We start from the raw sequence: 16,669 nt of genomic DNA, 5'->3' as shown, positions 1-16,669 counted from the left end.
TCAGGCATCCAGCCACAGCCGGCGCAGCAGCGCCATGTCCAGCGCGCCTGCATGCCAGGTACGGCCGCTGTCGAGGTTGCTGACCCACACCTCGGCCGGGGCGAACAGGGCCGGATCGATCTTGTAGAAGTCGTATTCGTAGTCGCGGAAGATGTCGGCGAAGGATCGCCCGTAATCGCGCGAGTTCGACGACGGCAGGCGCTGCGCCAGGTCGCGCGCGGCCTCGTCGCTGCCCCTGACCTTCAGATGCACCCGGCCGCCATACAGGATGGCGTCGTTGGTGCGCCCCATCGCCACGCCGCCGTCGGGGCTGGGCGCGGGCAGCGGCGCGCTGGCGTGCCCATCGACCACGTCGGCGAGCGCAAAGCCCAGCTCGTGCGCCTTGTGCATCGCCACCTCGAGCACGCGGGCAACGACCTGGGTGGTGCCGGCCAGGCTGGTGGTCGGGGTCAGCACCAGCGTCAGTGCCTCGGGCACCAGGCCGCAGTCGCGCAGGATCTTGTCGACCACCACCGGCGGCGGCCGGCGATCGACCTCGAGCACCAGCACGCCGCGGTCGGCCTGGTCGCGATAGCCCAGCTCGGCAAACAGGTCCTCACGACCGGCGAGCGCGCGCGCCGGCCCCGACCCGAGCGAAAAGAACTTCTTCCCGCCTGCCTCCTCCTTGCTCGCAGCAAGGCTCCAGCCCGCGTACTGACTGGCGAGGCAGGCCAGCACCGGCTGCGCGCAGCTGACGTCGAGCCAGCTCGTCCAGGTCTCTTCGGTGCGCGCCGACAGTCGTACCTCGCCCAGCCCGCCCATGCAGATCTCGCCGATCAGCAGGCCGGCGGCGACGCTGCCGCGGGTGGCAATGCCGCCATCGACCACGGTCACGCCATTGTCCAGCCGCGCCACCTCCACCCCGAGCACCGCGGCCGAATCGATCAGCCTTGCCACCAGCGGGGCGGCGAGACGATTGACGCTCAGGCCGCGGGCCTGAACCTTATGCTGTTCACTCATCCTGCCTCCCTGTTCAGCCCTTGGCGGCGAGGATCTCGCGCGCCTTGTCGAAGGCTTCGGCGAAGCCCAGGTAGAGCGGCTTGTCGGCATTGCGCATCGCCACCAGCAGCCCGTTCTCGACCTGGTACTTGACGTTGCCCACCGCCAGGGCGCCGATGCCGACGGCGCGGCTGCCGTCGAGCGCCTTGCCGCTGTCCATCACGCCGACGCCGGCAATGCCCTCGGGCGGGACCGCGTTGACGTCGGCGGCCACCAGCAGCGCGCGCGCGCAGGCGCGATCGGCCGCGCTCATCACCTGCACCCCCGCCGCGGCGGTGGCGAGCACGACGTCGGCCTCGGCCAGCGCAGCCTGGCGCGTGGCCTCGGTGGCCGTGCCTACGCCACGCAGGGTGCAGTCGAAGCGCGCCGCGGTCTCGGCCGCGGCGCGCTCGGCGTTGGCCTGGTCACGATGGCTCGCCAGCGCAACCGTCGCCCCCAGCCGCGCCGCCAGCACGCCGGCGATGCGCCCGACCGTGCCGGTGCCGCCCAGGATCAGCACGCGCTTGCCGGCGAAGTCGGTGCCGTGCGCCTTGCGCAATTGCTGTTCGACGCAGGCCACGAGCGCGGCGGCGGTGGTGTAGGAGCCGCTCGGGTCGGCGATCACCGACACCTCGAAGGGCGGCACCATGGCCTTGCGCGCGCGCTCGAGCATGTCGGCGGCGAGCAGCACGTCGCGCCCACCGATGAAGATCCCGGTCGCCTTCACGCCCTTGGGGCCGCGCGAGAAGATCGCGTCCTGGGTGAGGCCGGTGATTTCGTCCAGGCTCACCCCGCAGTAGGGCACGACCACCTGGTAGCCCGCATCGACCGCCATGTTGATATCGAACGGACTCATCTGCTTGCCCGGGGTGAACATGTGAAGGATGTAGCTGCGCTCCATGAAAGCCCTCCTCGCTCGAAAGCGTGTCGTGAATGATGTGGGGATGGACGGGGCTGCGGCCCGGCCCGCCGGCGCGGGCCGCCCGGCCTCAGACGCGCGCCAGCGCAGCCGCACCCAGGCCGACCTGGGCGCCGCGATTGTTGGCGTTGGTGATGACGATGCGCAGCGCCGGGTCGACCGCGCCGGCGGCGCGTGCCGCTGCGAGCATGGCTTCGGCCGCCGCGCGCGAGCGCATCAGGGCGAAGCCGGTCGGCCCCCAGGAGCTCTGGCCGATGCCCGCGGGCTCGCGCCGTCCGAGCCATTCCAGGGCGCGGCCGACCGCCGCGCTGGTGTACATCGAGCCGCCCTGCGCGGGCGCGAAATAATCGCCAATAAGGCGCTGGATGGTTGTGATCCCTTCGGCGAAGGGCTCGAAGGCGTGCTCGATCGCCCCCGGCAACACCCGCATCAGCACCTGGTGGCAGACATCGGCCGCCAGCGCCCGCGGAAACGGCGACAGCGCATCCATCGCCACCCGCTCGGCAGTGCCGCACAGGCCGTCGAGGCGATCGTCGAGCACGAGCACCACCGCCCATTCGGCCGGGAACGCGACACGCGACAACAGCGGCGCGGCACTGCCGTCCGCGCCCGGGCCGCCATCGAGCAGCAGCCCGCCGCGGTCGAAGCCGGCGATGCCGACGCCCGAGCGCTTGCCGCGGCCGAGGATTGCGGCGAGGCGCCGGGTCGGGATCTCGAGACAGTGGAAGCTGCTGAAGGCGCGCCCGATGGCGAGCGCGAGCTGGGTGCCGGAGCCGAAGCCCGCGTGTGGCGGTGGCGCGGCGAGCAGACGCACGCACAAGGGGGCGTCGAGGCCGGTCTCGCGCTGCAGCGTGGCGAGGTAGCGCTCGAGCCGGGCCGCCGCGTCGTGCGCGGCCCCGTCGGCGACGACGATGCGGTTGCGCACATCGGGGCGCAATTCGAGCCGGGTCGAGAAGCCATCGATCACCAGCCCGAGGCTGGCGAAGCGCCGGCCCAGGCTGCCATTGGGGTCGAGAAACCCCAGGTGCAGGCGCGCCGGCGAGTCGACGCTGACGCAGCGCTCAGCGTCGCTCGAGTGCTCGGAAGATTGGCGAGGAAAGCTCATGGTGGGTGTCGCGCCCGCTGCTTGCAGGCCGTCTCGTCGATTCGATCCCAACATGTTTAGCAAGCTTCGTTCCAATCGGCCGCAGGCATGTCCGGCGGCCGCTCATCGAGCAGGACCGGGTTCAGCAGCGCGGCAATGAAGAGCGTACATACGGTAAGGTCGGCGCTGGTGCCGGGATTGAGCCCGCGCGCCTTCAGCGAGGCATCCCAGTCGGCGAAGGCCTGTCCGTCCGCGGCCGCCGGCTCGCACGCGAGGCGCTCGCGCCAGGGCAGCGCCTCGGCACACACGGCGCGCGCCTGCGCCTCGCCGTACTTGCGCACGATGTGCGAGTCCGGCCAGGTCGCCAGCCAGGCCAGATACACCGCCTGCACGCGTTGCGCGAGCGGCGCGCGCACGGACCCGGCGAAGGCGTCCAGACCCAGCCCGAAGACGTGCGCATAGTCTTCGGCGTACTGTCGTGCGATGAGGTCGCGGTGCGCAGCGAGCGCCATCGCCGCCCGCAGGTCCACGCTCGGCTCGGTGGCGACGTCCTGCGCTTCTGCGCTTCCCAAGCCACCCGGGCTGGCAATCGCGATGGCGCGATAGGCGGCCCGGGCATCGTCGAGGTCGAGGCCGCGCAGCACCACACGCAGTGCGTCGCGCAGCGCTGCGGGGTCGGCGGCCGGCTGGCGCTCCACGGCACAGGCGAGCGGCGCGCACAGCAGCAGGATGCCCAGATTGGTGTTGCAGCCGACCGCTTCGCGGGTGGCGCGGGCCGCAGCCTCCAGCCGCGCGCCCGGTGCAAGGCGCGCATCGAACAAGGCTGCCGCCGACACCCGGGCGCTGTGCAGGAACTGTCGCGCGCTCATGTCGTGTCCGGCCGAGGCGACGCTGACGTTGCCCGGCTTGCGTACCGCCACATCCATGCCGCAGGCCCACAGGAAAGCGGCGCGCGCGTGGGCAAAGCCGGCGTCCACCGCGGCAGCCTCGCCCCCGGCGCGGCGCCCTCCGGCAAGCCGCACTTCATCGGCCCGCCCTTCATCGGCCCGCAGTTCGCCGGGCTGCCGGCGCGGAACCACGGCCTCATTGCTCGTCATGCTGTCGTTCTTCCCTCTCTTCCAGACCCGCGGCCCATGCCAGCGCATTCAGGACCGCGCACCGCCGCTCGACCAGGCGCGCCTCGACGTCCGCCACCGATGGCCCGTGCGCGAGCACCGTACACACCGGCTCAGCACGCGCATGGCGCGTGCCAGCGGCCGGGACGTCGGCGCACCAGCCGCTGTCGAGCAAGGCGCGGACCAGTGCCGCACTCACCTGCCCGGCAGCGCGGGCAAACACCGTCTCGTAGCCGCGCACGGCAGGGGCGCACCCCGCCCGCAGCGGGCTCAGCCGGCCCTCGCAGGCAAGCACGTGGGCGCGCAGCAATCCCACATCGAAAGCGTCGTGGAACAGGTTGATCGCCGCCGTTGGGCGCGGATTGAGTTCGAGGAGCTGCACCGTGCCGTCCACATCCACGATGAAGTCGATGCCGTTGAGCCCGCGCAGGGCGAGCGCGGCGGTGAGCCTGCCTACGATGTGCGCGAGCTGCGCGGCCACCTCCGCCGCCACCGCGACCGGCCCGACGCCGCCGCGAAAGACGAAGGGTCGGCGCCCGAGCGGGCGCACGATCTGGCGCGCGACACCGACCACCCGCGCCGCCTCACCATCGGCCAGAAACAGCGCGGACATGGGCGTGCCAGCCAACTCGCGCTGAAAGTACGCCCCCCCGCCCGGCCGCACCGCCCCCCGATCTCCGGCGTCGAGGCGGCGCACGTGCCAGCCGCCGCAGGCGTGGGCATCCTTGCTCAGCCAGCCCTGCGGGTCATCCGGCGTAGTCAGCCGCGATGGCGGGTGCGCAATGCCGAGCCGCGCCAGCAGGGCGAGAAAGTCCCCCGGCGAGCGCACGCGGGCCACCGTCGCCGGGTTGTTGCCGATCAGGGGCAGCTCGCTCGCCGCCGCCGCGAGCAGGTCGAGCTGGGCCTCGAAACCGCTGCCCGCTACCCAACCGACCACACCACCCTGTGCCCGCAAGCGCCCGAGCGCGGCGAGCAGCCGCTCAGGGCTGATGCGCAAGCCACCGTCACCGACCAGCACCTGCTCGAGCGCCGCCGCGCGGGTGTCCAGGTCGCCAAAGACGTCGAGCGCAATCGCCTCATAGCCGCTCTGGCGCGCGCACGCGACGAGGCTGCGCGCGGAGCTGGCGGCAATGGCGATCGCGGGAAGAGGCGCGGCAGGCATCGTCGCATTCTGCCACTTCACCCGGCCGCGCGCCGCCTGCGCGGGGGGCCTCGAGCAGGCGTGGACGATGTCCCAAAAAGTAGCACCTGCCCCAGATTTAAGCAGCGTCACAGCGCCCTCGACGCGCGGCCGGACGACCGTTACCCAGAGTGGGCGCAGCCTCCCGGCCATGATCAGCCGGATCAGCCAGAAACGCCCGTGTGAACCCGCGTGAGACCCTGCAACCACTCGCTCGCGACGGCGTTGACCACACTGGCACAACGTTTGCATTGATTAGGCCAGTTCCAGGGCAGTCGATCCCCCTTTTGGTCACGGGGGCTCTTGCAGCAGCATTCCTCGTGTGCCGCGGCGAGGTGGAAGTTGGTTCGTGTGGCAAAACAACGCAGTGTTGAAAAGTGAGGAGACGACAATGAAACAAATCGGGAAACCCGTCCGTCGTAACACGCAACTCCTGGCCGCAGTCCTGCTGGCCCTGCCCGGGCTCGCACTCGCCAACGCCGACCTGAAGAGCAAGATCGACGACCCGGGCAACTGGGCGGCTCAGGCCGGCGACTTCTACAACCAGCGCTACAGCAAGCTCGACCAGATCAACAAGGACAACGTCGGCAACATGCAGGTCGCGTGGACCTTCTCCACCGGCGTGCTGCGCGGCCACGAAGGCTCGCCGCTCGTCATCGACGGCATGATGTACATCCACACGCCCTTCCCGAACAAGGTCTTCGCGCTCGACCTCGACACGCAGAAGATCGTCTGGCGCTACGAGCCGCGCCAGGACCCGTCCGTGATCGCGCAGATGTGTTGCGACACCGTCTATCGCGGCCTCGCCTACGCCGAAGGCAAGATCTTCCTGCAGCAGGCCGACAGCACCCTGGTCGCGCTCGACGCCAAGGACGGCAAGGTGTTGTGGAGCGTGGTCAATGGCGATCCCAAGCTTGGCGCCGTCAACACCAACGCCCCGCACGTGTTCGGCGACAAGGTCATCACCGGCATCTCGGGTGGCGAATGGGGCGTGCGCGGCTTCCTCGCTGCCTACGACATCAACACTGGCAAGCAGGTCTGGAAAGGCTACAGCGTCGGCCCCGACAACGAGATGCTGATCGACCCTGAGAAGACCATGACCTGGACCGACGGCGAGCTGAAGCCGGTCGGCAAGGACTCCTCGCTCAAGACCTGGCAGGGCGACCAGTGGAAGATCGGCGGCGGCACGACCTGGGGCTGGTTCAGCTACGACCCCGAGCTCAACCTGGTGTACTCCGGCACCGGCAACCCCTCGACCTGGAACCCCTCGCAGCGCCCGGGCGACAACAAGTGGACGATGACCATCTTCGCCCGCGACCTCGACACCGGCGTCGCCAAGTGGGTCTACCAGATGACGCCGCACGACGAGTGGGACTACGACGGCGTCAATGAAATGATCCTCGCCGACATCAAGGTCAAGGGCAAGGACACCAAGGCGCTGGTGCACTTCGACCGCAACGGCTTCGCCTACACCATGGATCGCACCAACGGTGCCCTGCTCGTCGCCGAGAAGTATGACCCGACGGTGAACTGGGCCTCGCATGTCGACATGAAGACCGGCCGTCCGGCGGTCGATCCGAAGTTCTCGACCTCCAAGTTCACCAACCCGGACCATGGCCCGGACGTGAACGTGAAGGGCATCTGCCCGGCAGCCCTCGGCACCAAGGACCAGCAGCCTGCGTCCTTCGATCCCAAGACCGGCCTGTTCTACGTGCCCACCAACCATGTGTGCATGGACTACGAGCCCTTCGAGGTCGAATACGTCGCCGGCCAGCCCTACGTTGGCGCCACCCTGTCGATGTACCCGACGCCCAACAGCCATGGCGGCATGGGCAACTTCATCGCCTGGGATGCGGGCGAGGGCAAGATCGTGCAGTCCAAGCCCGAGAAGTTCTCGGTATGGAGCGGCTCGCTCAACACCGCGGGTGGCATCTCCTGCTTCGGCACGCTGGAAGGCTACCTCAAGTGCGTCGATGCCAACGACATCAACAAGGAGCTCTACAGCTTCAAGACGCCGTCGGGCATCATCGGCAACGTGTTCACCTACCTGCACAAGGGCAAGCAGTACCTGGGCGTGTTCTCGGGTATCGGCGGCTGGGCCGGCATCGGCATGGCAGCTGGCCTCGAGCAGGACACCGACGGCCTGGGTGCGGTGGGCGGCTACCGCGACCTGCAGAACTACACCCAGCTGGGTGGCTCGCTGACGATCTTCGCACTTCCGAACCGTTGATCGTCTGAAGACGCCCGCGCCGGCAAGGTCGAACCGAATCCGGCGCGGGTACTCAAAGGAACACACACAGTTGCGTCCCGAGACGCACATCGAGACCAGCGGGCCCTCCCGGGCCCGCACGGAGGAGGAGTCCCTCATGAGAAACAGGCAGTTCGCCATCGCATTTGCGCTGCTCTGCTTCGGCAGCGCGACCCAGGCCCAGGACGCCCAGGCCGCGACCAAGACCAGCGAGTCCGACAAGCCCTTGTATACGGTCGTTGACGGCTACAAGGTCGACCCCGACACCTTGCAAGGTTTCCGCACCTGGCGCGCCGCCGCCTGTGACCGCTGCCACGGCGCGAACCAGGAAGGGATGGTCGGCCCCTCGCTGATCGAGAGCCTCAAGGTGTTGACCAAGGAAGAATTCGTCACCGTGGTGCGCGACGGCCGCCTCGCCAAGGGCATGCAGAGCTTCGGCAGCGACGAGCGCGTCATGGAGAACATCGACAAGCTTTACGCCTACCTCAAGGGGCGCTCGGACGGTGCGATCACGCGCGCGCGCGTCACCGGCATCGAATGATGGCCACAGGAGCCCCGATGACTGAGCCCCAAGCGCGACACCTTCGCCCCCAGGCACTCGCCACCCGCCTCGCGGGCGCCCTCTCCGCCGCATTGCTCATGGCGACCGCGCCTGCGGCGCTTGCCGAGCAAGGGAAAGCGAACGGCCGCGATGCCCTGCGCGTGTGCCAGGATCCAAACAACCTGCCCTTCTCCAACGACAAGGAGCAGGGCTTCGAGAACCGCATCGCGGAACTCTTCGGCAAGCACCTCGGCGTGCCGGTCACCTACTTCAACTATCCGCAGCGCTTCGTCTTCATCCGCAACACGCTGCGCTACAAGCTGCCGGGCGAAGACTACCCCTGCGACGTGATCATGGGCCTGCCGGTCGGCTTCGATCAGGTCGCGGTCACAAAGCCTTACTACCGCTCGACCTACGCGATGATCTTCCCCGCCGGCAAGGGGCTCGATGAGGTCAAGAGCGTCGAAGACTTCCTTGCGCTCGGGCCGGAACGCCTGTCCAAGCTCAGGATCGGCCTGTACGACAAGTCGCCGGTTTCGAAGTGGATGGATCGCCACAACCTGGTCGATCAGGGCGTGCCCTATCAGACCATCAATGTCGCCATGGACCACTATGTCGGGGACATCATCGACAAGGATCTCGTGTCCGGCAAGATCGATGTCGCCATGGTGTGGGGCCCGGTCGCAGGCTACTACGCCAAACAGGTCCAGCCGCCCATGCACGTGGTGCCGATGAAGTCCGAACCCGGAATCCAGTTCGATTTCGCCTTCGGCATGGGCATCCGCCGCGGCGAACCCGAATGGCAGCAGCAGATCGAGACCTTCCTCGATACCCACCAGGCAGAGATCCAGGAGATCCTGAAGTCGTATCACGTGCCACTGGTCGACGAGGAACAGCGCATCGTCTCGAAATGACGTCGCCGCCGCGGGGCGCGGCATGACCGCCCCCACCGCGCGCTGATGCCCGTCGCCAACGCCGGCCAGCCTCCGCCAGCCGCCCTGACACTTCCGCAGCCCCCAGATGTGAGACCCATGCGCACACCCCGCTCCCTGTCCCTGCTTGCAGCCCTCACCCTCGCGTCGCTGACCCACGCCGCCAGCGCCCTCGCGCAGGCGGCGCCCGATGCGCAGGACTATTCGCCGGCCGAACGCATCATCTTCATGACCGAGCACCTGTCCGCCATCAGCCCGCCGCAGACGCTGGAGTACCGCTTCCGCAAGCATGGCACGCTGGAGGAAGGCTTCGAGGACAAGGTGGCGCTCAAGCTGTCGCCGACCGACGCGGGCACCTGCTGCGATGCCGAGGCCGACTTCCTCAGCGCGGGCCGCAGCACGATCCTGCCCGAGGTCGAGGGTGCCCGCGCCAACCCGGTCATCCTGTACTTTCTCGAGCACGACGTGCGCGAGATGAACCGCCTGACCAAGGGCCAGGCCAATCACTTCCGCAAGCGCATCCGCATGGCGATCTACAACGGCGCCAAGGTCGAGGAGCGCCTTGCGCAATACCAGGGCAAGTCCATCCCGGTGCGGCAGGTGGTGATCTCGCCCTACGACGACGACCCCAACCGTGAGCGCTTCAGCCAGTACGCGGACAAGGACTACGTATTCTGGCTGTCGGACGCCGTACCCGGCGGCGTGTTCGGCATTGCGACCCACATGAAGAGCCCCGAGGCCGGTGCCGAGCCGCTGATGGTCGAGGAGATGTTCCTTGCCGGAGCCACCCCGCTCGAACTGGCCGCGCAGGGCCGCTGACCCCCCAGGAGAACATCATGAGCAGCTCCATGCGTCCCCTCGTCCGTCCCCTCTCCGCTCTTGCCTTCGGCCTCGCCGCTGCGCTGAGCCTGCCGGCGATGGCCAACGACTTCCCCACCAGCGAGCGCGTGGACTACGTGTTCGAATGCATGCGCGAGCACCCGGGGCCCTACTTCGAGATGTCGAGCAAGTGCTCTTGCGCGCTCGATGCGATCGCCCGCGAGATCAGCTTCGAGGACTACCGCAGCATGCACACCGCCGCGCTGGCCAACACCATCGGCGGCGAGCGTGGCGGCTACTACCGTGGCAAGCACTGGCGCGGCGAGGTGCGCAAGTACCAGGAACTGCAGGCGAAGGCCAAGAAAGGCTGCTTCCTCGACACCTCGGCCGCCAGCCGCTGACCGACACCTCGCGGCCGTGACGCACTGGATCGGGCCGTGAAACCCTGCCTGCCCCCCTTTGCCTGCCGGCGCCTCGTGCTGCTGACGGCCTTGCTGCTGGGCGCAGTGAAGGCCGCGGCCGCGGCCGACGCCCTCCCCACCGCGGAAATCGCGCCGGGCGTCTTCGTGCACCAGGGTCAGCAGCAGGTCTGGTCCCATGCCAATGCAGGCGATGTCGCCAATCTCGGCTTCGTCGTCGGTAGCCAATGCGTGGCCGTCATCGACACCGGTGGCAGCCCGCAGCTGGGCGCAGCGCTGCTGGCTGCCGTGCGCCAGGCGACGCCCGTGCCGGTGTGCTACGTGATCAACACCCATGTGCACCCGGACCACCTCCTCGGCAACCAGGCTTTCGCCGCCCTCGAGCCGCGACCGCGCTTCGTCGGCCATGCCCGGCTGCCGGCATCGTTGTCGGCGCGGGCCCCCTTCTATCGGGATGCCTTGCAGCGCGAACTCGGTGTGGAACTGGCGGCAGAGGGGGTGATCTTTCCCGAGGTCCTCGTCGACGACCGCCACGAGCTCGATCTGGGCGGCGTGCGCCTCACGCTGCGCGCCTGGCCCACTGCGCACACCGACAACGATCTCAGCGTGCAGGTTGGCGAGCGCGGCCCGATCTTCCTCGGCGACCTGCTGTTCGCAGGCCACCTGCCGGTGATCGACGGCCGCCTGCTTGGCTGGCTCGAGGTGATGGACGCGCTCGATACCCTTGATCTTGAGCTTGCCATACCCGGCCACGGCGCCCCGAGCGCAGACTGGAAGGCGGCGATGGCCGTGCAGCGCAGCTACCTGCTCGGCGTGCGCGACGGCGTGCGCGCCGCCATCGACGCCGGCACGCCGATCGCCGAGACGGTCGAGGCGCTGGCGGGCGCCGGTGTCGACAACTGGCTGCTGGTGGACGAATTCCATCGCCGCAACCTGACCGCGGCCTATGCCGAACTGGAATGGGAAGACTAGGGCCGATCGGCCCGGGAGGACGCATGAACACGCTCAGATCCCTGCTGCTGGCCGCCGCCCTCGCGCTCGGCGCATCGGGCGCCAGCCTAGCCCAGCAGCCCAACGCCGACGACCCCGAAGCCAGCACCAGCTGGCAGCAGGTGCGCAACGCGATGTTCCCGGGACGCAGCATCACCAGCCCGGCCGAGGCGATCATCAGCATCGAGGCGCCGGAACGCGCCCAGGACGCGGCGATCGTGCCGGTGTCGATCCGCACCCATGTCGAACAGCGCGCCGAGCGCTACATCGAGAAGGTCTACCTCGTCATCGACAACAACCCCTCGCCCGTCGGCGCGGTGTTCCACTTCACGCCGGCCAGCGGTCGGGCCGACATCGAGACCCGGGTGCGGGTCGACGCCTACACCCATGTACGCGCGATCGCACAGATGAACGATGGCGAGCTCTTCATGGCGACCCGCTTCGTCAAGGCCTCGGGCGGCTGCTCGGCGCCGCCGGGCAAGGACATGACGGCGGCGATGGCGAGCCTGGGCAAGATGCGCTTCCGCGTCGACGGCGACATCGAGGCCGGCAAGCCGGCGCTGGCGCAGTTGATGATCAGCCACCCGAACAACTCCGGCCTGGCCATGGACCAGCTCACCCGCCTGTATACGCCGGCCTACTTCGTGCGCCGCGTGCAGGTGAGCTATGCCGGCGAGCCGGTGCTCAGCGCCGACGTAGACTTCTCGATCAGCGAGAACCCGAACTTCCGCTTCTACTTCCTGCCCCGCGGCGAAGGCGAGCTGAAGGCGGAAGTCATCGATACCAACGACCTCAAGTTCGAGACCGTGCTCTCGGTGGCGCCGAAGTAGGCGAGCACCACGGCGGGCGGCACCCTGTTTGCGGGGCCGCCGCCGCGGCGCTCACAGGCCGTAGCGGGGGTTGAGCGCGCGCTTCTCGGCCATGTCGCGCACCATGAAGCGCACGCCGCGCACCCAGCTCTCGTCGTTGTTGCCGCGCAGATCGACCGACTTGACGAGGGCGACGCGGTTCGTCGCCACCTCGATGATCTCGATATTGACGTTGAGGATCAGGTTGCTGACCTTCTGCACCCAGCCCACGGCGACATAATCACTGCCGATGCCGGCGGCCAGTTCGGTCTTGCAATGCGTGCAGCGGAACAGGAATTCGGTGCTGTTGCGCACCCGATCCACCAGCGCCTGGTGCGGCGCGAGATCGACGGGCTGATAGAGCTCGCGCTCGGCCACCAGCTTGCGGAACTCGGCATCGATCATCTTCAGCCTCGCCTGCTGGTCGGCGTTCCGACTGCCATCGGGATGGTCCTCGAGCAACTCGAAGCCGACCATCGCCAGCGAGGGCGGGGCGGCAAGCACGATGGCGCTCGCCGCGCACAACAGCGTGCCGGCGACGAGCTGCCGCAGCCGGCGTATCGTATCGATCATGGTGGTCTTCTCCTGTGGGGGCTGGGGTGATGTCTTGCCGGGGTGTCTGGCGCGATTCAGGTTCGCGTCGCTGCCGGGGCTGGTTGCAGGCCCTGCTGTGCGTGCTCGCGACCAGCTTCGCCCTGCTGCCGCCGGTTTCTGCCGGGCAGGCACGGGCGCTTGGCGAGGGGGTGTATGTCTTCCTGGGCGACAGCGCCGGGGCCGCCCCGGCCAACCTTGGCGAGGTCGGCAACATCGGCTTCGTCGTCGGCGAGCACGGCACGGTGATGATCAACAGCGGGGCTTCGCTGCGCCACGGGCGCGCCCTGCTGCAGGCCGCCGAGCAGATAGGCGGCAAGCCGGTGGTGCTGGTGATCCTCACCCAGCCGCTGCAGGAGTTCGTGATGGGCGCAGCCGCCTTCGCCGAGCGCGGCATCCCGCTGCTGACGCACCGCGCCAGCGCCGAACTGATCGGCGCACGCTGCGAGACCTGCCTCGACAATCTGCGCGCCCTGCTCGGCGAGGTCGAGATGGCGGGCACGCGCGTCATCGTGCCGGAGCGGCTGATCGACGGCGACAGCGTGATCGAGCCCGGCGGCCGCGCGCTGCAGCTGATCCATCCCGGCTGGGGCAGCTCGCCGGGCGACCTGATCGTGCGCGATGTGCGCAGCGGCGTCGTGTTCGCCGGCGCCCTCGCCAGCTTCGGCCGCGTGCCCGAGCTGCGCGATGGCCGCCTCGAGGGCTGGCTCGCGGCCCTCGCGCGACTCGAGGCCTTGTCCGCTGCCGGCGACGTCATCGTGCCCGGCTACGGCCCGCCCGGCGGTGCGCAGGAACTGGCGCAGCTGCGGCAATACCTGCTCGATGCCGACGCCCGCGTGGGCGAACTGTTCGCCACGGACACCGCCTTGTCCAGCGCCATCAAGGCCGCCGACCTGCCCGCGTACCACGGCTGGGCGCGCTACCAGCCCGTGCATGGACGCAACGTCCAGCAGCTCTACCTCGCGCGCGAGCGCGCCCTGCTCGACGACTGAGCGGCGGCCCGCAGACGCGCCGACGAGCGCGCCACCCTGCGCACGCACGCAGCTACTCACACTCACTGCACCACCCGCGCAATGAAGGCGCCGAAGGCGCGCGGGCCATCCCCGGTGCGCGCCTCGCCCACCACCGTCAGCGAATCCACATCGATCCGGGACAGGCTGTTGTCGAACCAGTTGGCCACGTACACGCTGCGCCCGTCGGCCGCCGCGGCGATGCCTTCGGGATATTCCCCAGTACTGACCTCGGCCACCACCTGCCAGCGCGCCACATCGATTACCGACACCGTGCCCGCGTACTGGTTGGTGACGAAGGCCTGGTCGCCGGCAAAGGCCACCGCATAGGGACGTTCGCCCACCGCCACCGTCGCCGCGACCGTCCAGCCCGCGGTCTCGATCACCGTGACCGCATCGGCGCCCACATCGGTACTGAGCAGGAAGGCGCCATCGGGGCTGAAGCCGAGGCCGAAGGGGCGCTCGCCGGTGGGCACGACGGCCACGCGGACATGATCCGCGGTCCGGAATATGGATACCTGATTGCTGTCACGGTCGGCCGAGGCCAGCAGGGCGCCGTCCGGCGACACCGCAAGCCCGGAGGGTGAGAGGCCAGTCGGGAGTTCGGCCAGGCGCTCACCGCTTGCCGGGTCCACCACGAACACCCGCTGCGCATACCAGTCGGCCACATACAGGGGCGCCCCCGACGGATGGACGGCGATGCCGAGCGGGCCGCCCTCGAGCGCGATGCGCCCACGCACGGCAGGCGGATCGGTATCGAGCACGGTGACGAAGGCGCCTTCCGGGCTGCTCACGAAGGCGCGCCGGCCGTCGGGGGTCACTGCCACCCCGGCGGGCTTGCCGGTCACCGGCAGGGTGGCGATCACCCTCATGTCCGGCAGCGCCACCACCGACACGGTCTCGGCCGACTGATTGGTGACGAACGCACGCTCGACCGTGCGTCCGGCGTCGGCACCAGAATCGGCACCGACCGGCCCGCAGGCAAGCCCGCCCGCGAGCAGGCAGGCCCGGCTCATGCGGCGCAGGACCGACTGCAACTAGCGCGCCTCCATTTCGGCCTTCAGCGCATCGAGCCCCGCCTGATAGACGCCCGTGACCGCGGCGATGGCGGCGGCGTCATTGAGCTCGGGCGGGGGGTCGTTGTTGGGGAAGCCGCGATAGAAGGCACCGCGCCATTCCACCCGGGACTTGCCGTCGCCGTCGGCGTTCACCGTGAGGTGAGAGGTGTAGTTCGTCACTGGCAGCACCTTCACGTCCACCTGGGTGATCTTGTACGAATAGCTCATGCGCTCGGCGCTGTAGCGGGTGAGTTGCTCGGCGATCGTCGGCTCGCCCTCGGCCTTGAGCACCAGCACGCGGTTGGCACCCACCTCGTTGCCGCCCTCGCCTTCGGTGCGCGCCACCAGCGGAAGCCAGGACATGTCGTGGAAGTTGGCCACCCGCGCCCACACCTTGTCGGCCGGCGCGGCGATGTCGATGCTCAGCTCCACCTTCTGCCGGCTCGGGCCGTGGGCCCAGGCACTGCCGGCGAAAACGCTGCACAAGGCGAGGGTCAGGACGCTTCTGCGGGTGAGTCTCATGGTGTCTCCAGGTGAGGGTTCGTGATGGGTGGGTGCAACACATTCACGGGACGCGAGCCCGCGGGCTCAACCCGGCTTGCCGGTCCGCTTGAGCATGCCGCGCTGCGGGTCGTAGCCCCAGGCAGCAAGCAGGAAGAAGGCCACCAGGCAGCCGGCGACGATGGCGAGCGAGGGCACCGACACCTGGCCATGGAGCGCGAAGCGGGTCGCCTCGACGGCGTGGGTGAAGGGGTTCCAGGTGGCGAGGAAGTGGATCACCCGCGCGCCCGACTCCTCGAGCTTCCACAGCGGATAGAGCGCGGGCGAGATGAAGAACATCGGGAAGATGACGAAATTCATCGTGCCGGCGAAGTTCTCGAGCTGGCGCACATGCACCGACAGCAACAGGCCGAGCGCGCCCAGCATCATCCCCGAAAGCACCAGCACCGGCAGCGCGAACAGCCAGCCGTCGAGCGGCACATCGACGTCGAACAGGGCGGCGATCAGCAGGAACACATAGGCCTGCAGCACCGACAGCAGGGTGCCGGCGAGCAGCTTGCAGAACAGCAGGTACCAGCGCGGCAGCGGCGCGGTCAGCAGCAGGCGCATCACCCCCATCTCGCGGTCGTAGACCATCGCCAGCGAGGACTGCATGCCGTTGAACAGCAGCACCATGCCCAGCAGCCCGGGCACGATGTAGGTCTGGTAGGGGATGTAGGTGTTGTAGGGCGGAATGATGGAGACGCCGAACACGTTCTGGAAGCCGGCGGCGAACACCACCAGCCACAGCAGCGGGCGCACCAGGGCGGACGCCAGCCGCCCGCCCTGGCGAACGAACTTGGCGATCTCGCGGCTGGTGACCGCCTGCAGCGCGAGCAGGGCGTGGGCGAGCCTCATGCACCGCCCTCCCCGCGCCCGGCGTATCCCGCATCCGTCATGCACCCGCCCGGTTCAATGCACATCCACCACCTCATCGTCCTTGGTACGTCGGGGCTTGGTCAGGGCTTGCATTGGCTGTCACGGCGGTCGAAACCGAGCGTGTCCATGTTGTTGCTCTGGTGCAGGAAGCCCTGGATCGGCGCGCGCTCCACCACCGCGTTGTGGGTGGCGATCAGCATCGGCTGGCGCAACTGGCGGTCCCAGTCGCGGAAGTTGAGTCGGTTGCCCTTGAAGCCGTCGATGGTGATCTCCTCGCTGCCGAGATAGGCGACCAGCTTGTCGAAGGGCGCGTTCTCAGTGCGCACCACGGCCTCGACCACCGCCTTGACCGCGATCCACGCCGCCCAGTCGGCACTACCCATGTGGCGCTTGGCCTGGCGGTCGAAGCGGCCGGTGAGCTGCGGCGCGCCGTGGCGCGGCCAGGCCCAGTGCCAGGCCTCGGCGACCAGGCCCTCGGC

18 protein-coding genes are annotated in these 16,669 nt (G+C 69.0%); 8 read left to right on the top strand and 10 right to left on the bottom strand.

Going from position 1 to position 16,669, the window contains the following annotated elements; translation table 11 throughout:
* The 5 genes from mch to PLC66_RS17995 all read right to left on the bottom strand — a co-directional run bounded on the left by mch (position 1) and on the right by PLC66_RS17995 (position 5,318).
* Entirely contained in the window at positions 1-999 is a 999-nt protein-coding gene (mch, locus tag PLC66_RS18015) for a methenyltetrahydromethanopterin cyclohydrolase (protein WP_324543031.1), read from the bottom strand.
* A gap of 13 nt (positions 1,000-1,012) precedes the next feature.
* Positions 1,013-1,918 carry an NAD(P)-dependent methylenetetrahydromethanopterin dehydrogenase gene (locus tag PLC66_RS18010; RefSeq protein WP_324543029.1) on the bottom strand — a complete coding sequence of 302 codons (906 nt, stop codon included), beginning with the start codon at positions 1,916-1,918 and terminating at the stop codon, positions 1,013-1,015.
* An 88-nt stretch (positions 1,919-2,006) separates the two neighbouring features.
* Positions 2,007-3,041, bottom strand: a complete 1,035-nt coding sequence (locus tag PLC66_RS18005; RefSeq protein WP_324543027.1) for a beta-ribofuranosylaminobenzene 5'-phosphate synthase family protein — start codon at positions 3,039-3,041, stop codon at positions 2,007-2,009.
* A 56-nt stretch (positions 3,042-3,097) separates the two neighbouring features.
* Positions 3,098-4,117, bottom strand: a complete 1,020-nt coding sequence (locus PLC66_RS18000; RefSeq protein ID WP_324543025.1) for a triphosphoribosyl-dephospho-CoA synthase — start codon at positions 4,115-4,117, stop codon at positions 3,098-3,100.
* Positions 4,104-5,318 carry an ATP-grasp domain-containing protein gene (locus PLC66_RS17995; protein ID WP_324543023.1) on the bottom strand — a complete coding sequence of 405 codons (1,215 nt, stop codon included), beginning with the start codon at positions 5,316-5,318 and terminating at the stop codon, positions 4,104-4,106. The genes PLC66_RS18000 and PLC66_RS17995 overlap by 14 nt, the downstream gene beginning before the upstream one ends.
* Positions 5,319-5,706: 388 nt before the next feature.
* Between PLC66_RS17995 and PLC66_RS17990 the strand changes: the two genes are divergently transcribed.
* The 7 genes from PLC66_RS17990 (at position 5,707) to PLC66_RS17960 (ending at position 12,094) form a co-directional block, all read left to right on the top strand.
* The gene (locus tag PLC66_RS17990; RefSeq protein WP_324543021.1) at positions 5,707-7,545 is read left to right on the top strand and encodes a methanol/ethanol family PQQ-dependent dehydrogenase; all 1,839 of its coding nucleotides are present in this window, start codon (positions 5,707-5,709) and stop codon (positions 7,543-7,545) included.
* Positions 7,546-7,681: 136 nt separating this feature from the next.
* A complete protein-coding gene (locus PLC66_RS17985) occupies positions 7,682-8,104 on the top strand; it encodes a c-type cytochrome (protein WP_324543019.1) in 423 nt (140 codons plus the stop codon).
* Positions 8,105-8,121: 17 nt separating this feature from the next.
* The gene (locus tag PLC66_RS17980) at positions 8,122-9,018 is read left to right on the top strand and encodes a quinoprotein dehydrogenase-associated putative ABC transporter substrate-binding protein (RefSeq protein ID WP_324543017.1); all 897 of its coding nucleotides are present in this window, start codon (positions 8,122-8,124) and stop codon (positions 9,016-9,018) included.
* Positions 9,019-9,135: 117 nt separating this feature from the next.
* Complete coding sequence (locus PLC66_RS17975) at positions 9,136-9,855, top strand: hypothetical protein (protein WP_324543015.1); 720 nt, start codon at positions 9,136-9,138, stop codon at positions 9,853-9,855.
* Between the two features lie 17 nt (positions 9,856-9,872).
* On the top strand, positions 9,873-10,256 hold the full coding sequence (locus PLC66_RS17970; protein WP_324543013.1) for a hypothetical protein: 384 nt from the start codon (positions 9,873-9,875) through the stop codon (positions 10,254-10,256).
* A gap of 36 nt (positions 10,257-10,292) precedes the next feature.
* Positions 10,293-11,246: a quinoprotein relay system zinc metallohydrolase 2 gene (locus PLC66_RS17965; protein ID WP_324543011.1), complete on the top strand. Its 954-nt coding sequence runs from the start codon at positions 10,293-10,295 to the stop codon at positions 11,244-11,246.
* A gap of 23 nt (positions 11,247-11,269) precedes the next feature.
* Positions 11,270-12,094, top strand: coding sequence for a quinoprotein dehydrogenase-associated SoxYZ-like carrier (locus tag PLC66_RS17960; protein WP_324543009.1), 825 nt, complete (start codon positions 11,270-11,272; stop codon positions 12,092-12,094).
* A gap of 51 nt (positions 12,095-12,145) precedes the next feature.
* Here the strand turns inward: PLC66_RS17960 and PLC66_RS17955 are convergent, their stop codons facing one another.
* On the bottom strand, positions 12,146-12,685 hold the full coding sequence (locus PLC66_RS17955; RefSeq protein ID WP_324543007.1) for a DUF3280 domain-containing protein: 540 nt from the start codon (positions 12,683-12,685) through the stop codon (positions 12,146-12,148).
* A gap of 101 nt (positions 12,686-12,786) precedes the next feature.
* Between PLC66_RS17955 and PLC66_RS17950 the strand changes: the two genes are divergently transcribed.
* The gene (locus PLC66_RS17950; protein WP_324543005.1) at positions 12,787-13,695 is read left to right on the top strand and encodes an MBL fold metallo-hydrolase; all 909 of its coding nucleotides are present in this window, start codon (positions 12,787-12,789) and stop codon (positions 13,693-13,695) included.
* Positions 13,696-13,757: 62 nt separating this feature from the next.
* On the opposite strand, the gene PLC66_RS17945 is transcribed toward PLC66_RS17950, so the two are convergent.
* From PLC66_RS17945 to PLC66_RS17930, 4 genes are all read right to left on the bottom strand, one after another.
* Complete coding sequence (locus PLC66_RS17945; RefSeq protein ID WP_324543003.1) at positions 13,758-14,750, bottom strand: YVTN family beta-propeller repeat protein; 993 nt, start codon at positions 14,748-14,750, stop codon at positions 13,758-13,760.
* Positions 14,751-15,293 (bottom strand): SRPBCC family protein, encoded by a 543-nt coding sequence (locus tag PLC66_RS17940; RefSeq protein ID WP_324543001.1) that lies wholly within the window; start codon positions 15,291-15,293, stop codon positions 14,751-14,753.
* Between the two features lie 66 nt (positions 15,294-15,359).
* Complete coding sequence (locus tag PLC66_RS17935; protein WP_324542999.1) at positions 15,360-16,169, bottom strand: lanthanide ABC transporter permease protein PedC; 810 nt, start codon at positions 16,167-16,169, stop codon at positions 15,360-15,362.
* A gap of 101 nt (positions 16,170-16,270) precedes the next feature.
* A partial coding sequence (locus PLC66_RS17930; protein ID WP_503012236.1) for a type 1 periplasmic-binding domain-containing protein occupies positions 16,271-16,669 on the bottom strand: 399 nt, incomplete at its 5' end.

The organism is Thauera sp., assembly GCF_035444905.1.
In the GTDB taxonomy this organism is placed as follows: Bacteria; Pseudomonadota; Gammaproteobacteria; order Burkholderiales; family Rhodocyclaceae; genus Thauera.
This window is presented reverse-complemented; position numbering and strand designations above follow the sequence as displayed.

Coding starts and splice junctions, on each gene's coding strand:
- mch (WP_324543031.1), bottom strand. CDS start 999: ATGAGTGAACAGCATAAGGTTCAGGCCCGCGGCCTGAGCGTCAATCGT.
- PLC66_RS18010 (WP_324543029.1), bottom strand. CDS start 1,918: ATGGAGCGCAGCTACATCCTTCACATGTTCACCCCGGGCAAGCAGATG.
- PLC66_RS18005 (WP_324543027.1), bottom strand. CDS start 3,041: ATGAGCTTTCCTCGCCAATCTTCCGAGCACTCGAGCGACGCTGAGCGC.
- PLC66_RS18000 (WP_324543025.1), bottom strand. CDS start 4,117: ATGACGAGCAATGAGGCCGTGGTTCCGCGCCGGCAGCCCGGCGAACTG.
- PLC66_RS17990 (WP_324543021.1), top strand. CDS start 5,707: ATGAAACAAATCGGGAAACCCGTCCGTCGTAACACGCAACTCCTGGCC.
- PLC66_RS17985 (WP_324543019.1), top strand. CDS start 7,682: ATGAGAAACAGGCAGTTCGCCATCGCATTTGCGCTGCTCTGCTTCGGC.
- PLC66_RS17980 (WP_324543017.1), top strand. CDS start 8,122: ATGACTGAGCCCCAAGCGCGACACCTTCGCCCCCAGGCACTCGCCACC.
- PLC66_RS17975 (WP_324543015.1), top strand. CDS start 9,136: ATGCGCACACCCCGCTCCCTGTCCCTGCTTGCAGCCCTCACCCTCGCG.
- PLC66_RS17970 (WP_324543013.1), top strand. CDS start 9,873: ATGAGCAGCTCCATGCGTCCCCTCGTCCGTCCCCTCTCCGCTCTTGCC.
- PLC66_RS17960 (WP_324543009.1), top strand. CDS start 11,270: ATGAACACGCTCAGATCCCTGCTGCTGGCCGCCGCCCTCGCGCTCGGC.
- PLC66_RS17955 (WP_324543007.1), bottom strand. CDS start 12,685: ATGATCGATACGATACGCCGGCTGCGGCAGCTCGTCGCCGGCACGCTG.
- PLC66_RS17940 (WP_324543001.1), bottom strand. CDS start 15,293: ATGAGACTCACCCGCAGAAGCGTCCTGACCCTCGCCTTGTGCAGCGTT.
- PLC66_RS17935 (WP_324542999.1), bottom strand. CDS start 16,169: ATGAGGCTCGCCCACGCCCTGCTCGCGCTGCAGGCGGTCACCAGCCGC.